The organism is Sulfuriferula multivorans (assembly GCF_003851125.1).
GTDB lineage: Bacteria > Pseudomonadota > Gammaproteobacteria > Burkholderiales > Sulfuriferulaceae > Sulfuriferula > Sulfuriferula multivorans.
Genome location: NZ_BGOW01000050.1, coordinates 1 through 2,297 on the forward strand (window position 1 = coordinate 1; position 2,297 = coordinate 2,297).

The 2,297-nt window shown below is 59.9% G+C and carries 6 protein-coding genes; all 6 read left to right on the forward strand.

The window, feature by feature from the left end:
* A partial coding sequence (locus EI185_RS17040) for a BMC domain-containing protein (protein WP_124706351.1) occupies positions 1–206 on the forward strand: 206 nt, incomplete at its 5' end.
* 24 nt (positions 207–230) lie between these two features.
* Positions 231–674 carry a ferritin-like domain-containing protein gene (locus EI185_RS17045; RefSeq protein ID WP_124706352.1) on the forward strand — a complete coding sequence of 148 codons (444 nt, stop codon included), beginning with the start codon at positions 231–233 and terminating at the stop codon, positions 672–674.
* Complete coding sequence (locus EI185_RS17050; protein WP_124706353.1) at positions 674–982, forward strand: hypothetical protein; 309 nt, start codon at positions 674–676, stop codon at positions 980–982. Before EI185_RS17045 ends, EI185_RS17050 begins: the two co-directional genes overlap by 1 nt.
* Before the next feature lie 22 nt (positions 983–1,004).
* Positions 1,005–1,640 carry a ParA family partition ATPase gene (gene parA / locus EI185_RS17055; protein ID WP_124706354.1) on the forward strand — a complete coding sequence of 212 codons (636 nt, stop codon included), beginning with the start codon at positions 1,005–1,007 and terminating at the stop codon, positions 1,638–1,640.
* Entirely contained in the window at positions 1,631–1,837 is a 207-nt protein-coding gene (locus EI185_RS17060; protein ID WP_124706355.1) for a hypothetical protein, read from the forward strand. Before parA ends, EI185_RS17060 begins: the two co-directional genes overlap by 10 nt.
* 135 nt (positions 1,838–1,972) lie before the next feature.
* Positions 1,973–2,297, forward strand: a 325-nt coding sequence (locus EI185_RS17065) for an AAA family ATPase (protein WP_145962403.1), incomplete at its 3' end; no start/stop codon positions are given.

Consider the following 2,297-nt stretch of genomic DNA (forward strand, 5'->3'; position numbering starts at 1 on the left):
TTGGCGGCGGCTACGTGACCGTGCTGGTGCGCGGCGAAACGGGCGCGGTGAATGCTGCCGTGCGCGCCGGTGCCGATGCGTGCGAACGCGTGGGCGATGGACTGGTGGCCGCGCACATCATTGCGCGTGTGCACAACGAAGTCGAAAACATCCTGCCCAACTCGCCTGATGCCGGTATGGGCGGGCGTGACGGCGATATCAGCTAAGGCGATTGCCGGAGGCACCGCGCCATGTCGATATATGCCGATCCACGATTGAGCGGATATCTGTCACGCGCCCTCAGCCATGAGCTGGCGGCAGTACAGCAGTATCTCATGCAGGCCAAACTCACTGGCCTGTGGGGCCTGTCCGAAATGAGCGCACGTCTGCGTGAAGATGTGAATGAGGAGCTGGTGCATGCGGGACGCCTGATGGAAAGGATGCTGGTGCTGGGTGTGCCTTCCAATGCCACACAGTTGCCACCCGCACGAACCGGACGAAGCGCGGCGGAAATGTTGCAGATAGACCGTGTGCTGGAAATCGAGGCAATACGTCTGTATGAAGAAGCTGCACAGTATTGTGCCCGGATGCGCGACACCGAGACGCAAGCCCTGTTCGCCGGAATTTTGCAGGATGAACTGGGGCACCTGGCGGAATTGGATCGAATGTTAATGGATTTGGCGGGGGTGACGTGATGAGCGAAAACGAGGCCAAGCAGGCTAGTGCGGCGCCTGGCGGGGAGCGGGTTGCAAGCCTGAATCTGCGGTTTGAGTTTGCCAGCTATGCCGACACGCGTCGATTTCTCGACGAGATGGCGGACTTGTCCAAGCGCGAAGATTACTACCCGGACGTGAGCTTTGGTAAAACCTACGCCAACATTAGTATTGATGGCGATGGGCAAACGGCGTTGCAACAGCGCAACTCCAACTTTATCAATGAAATTAAGGTATTGGCGGAGCAGTTGACAACGGCGGTCGGGACAGCGGGAAGCGGCACGCGATGAGCCATTACGAGACGGGGGAGGCATGTCGAACCGAATCATTGCAGTCATCAATCAAAAGGGCGGCACCGGCAAAACAACCCTGGCGCTGAACTTGGCTGCAGGCTTGGCGCAGCGTGGCAGCACCCACCTGGTGGATGCGGATCCGCAGCGCTCGATCACTCAATGGGTCGGCATGGGGGGCGGCAATTCGGGTCTGCCGGGTGTCGCCCAGTTGGGGGGCAATCCCACGGGTGTGCTGGGCAAGCTCGCGCGCAGTCACCGCTATGTCGTGGTGGATTGCCCACCGACGGTGCAAGGCGAGACGGTCGCCGCCATCATGCGCATGGCGCACCTGGCGCTGATACCGATATTGCCCTCACCGATAGACTTGTGGGCGAGTGTGGATATGGCGCTGGCAGTCAAACAGGCGCAGCGCGACAACCCGGATCTGCGCGCCTGCCTGGTGCTCAATCAGCTGGAGTCGCGCAATGCGCTGTCGCGCGACATGCGCGAGGCAGTGGCTGAATTCGATGTGCCGGTGTTGTCCGCCGGCATGCAGCGGCGCGCAGCGTATCGCAGCGCGGCAGTAGAAGGACTGAGTGTATATGGCGTCGGCAAGCGGGGTCAGCATGCCGTGTCGGATATTGAAGCAATCATCGAGGAGGTCTTATGTCTGTGAAAAAGATGGGATCCAGGCTGGCGCAGAGCGTGCGCGACATCAAGGCGCAACAAACTCAGGAGGCCGTGGCGACGCCAGCTGCTGCAGCGCCTGAACGCGTAACCAGGCCGGAAACAACCCGACCCGCTGCGGCGCCCAAGGCCGCCAAATCCGACGTGCAGCCGTTCGTGCATCCGGATCGAGTGTGGCCGGATTGAGTTGTCCGCATACGGCCAAATGAAAATCGATTCGACAGTCTTTACATGATTTTTCAGGATCGCCAGCTTGCATGACCGGCTTGTCACATCCTGTAAACCCGGTCTCATCAAAGCTAATGCAGTATGGAGTTTGATATGAATGACACAATCGCGCAGTACCGCATCGAAAAAGAACCTTACTACCGGGGCGTGGCCGACGAAGTCGCGCTGTACGAAGCCGCCTACTCGGTGCGCATGCCGATGATGCTGAAAGGCCCGACCGGCTGCGGCAAAACCCGCTTTGTTGAATACATGGCGTGGAAACTCAACAAGCCATTGATTACAGTGGCGTGTAACGAAGACATGACCGCCTCCGACCTGGTCGGGCGCTTTCTGCTGGATGCCAGCGGCACCCGTTGGCAGGACGGCCCGCTGGCCATCGCAGCGCGTCACGGCGCGATCTGCTACCTCGACGAAGTCG

Excerpts from the sequence above, each read along its gene's own strand:
- EI185_RS17045 (WP_124706352.1), top strand. The coding sequence starts at position 231 with ATGTCGATATATGCCGATCCACGATTGAGCGGATATCTGTCACGCGCC.
- EI185_RS17050 (WP_124706353.1), top strand. The coding sequence starts at position 674 with ATGAGCGAAAACGAGGCCAAGCAGGCTAGTGCGGCGCCTGGCGGGGAG.
- parA (WP_124706354.1), top strand. The coding sequence starts at position 1,005 with ATGTCGAACCGAATCATTGCAGTCATCAATCAAAAGGGCGGCACCGGC.
- EI185_RS17060 (WP_124706355.1), top strand. The coding sequence starts at position 1,631 with ATGTCTGTGAAAAAGATGGGATCCAGGCTGGCGCAGAGCGTGCGCGAC.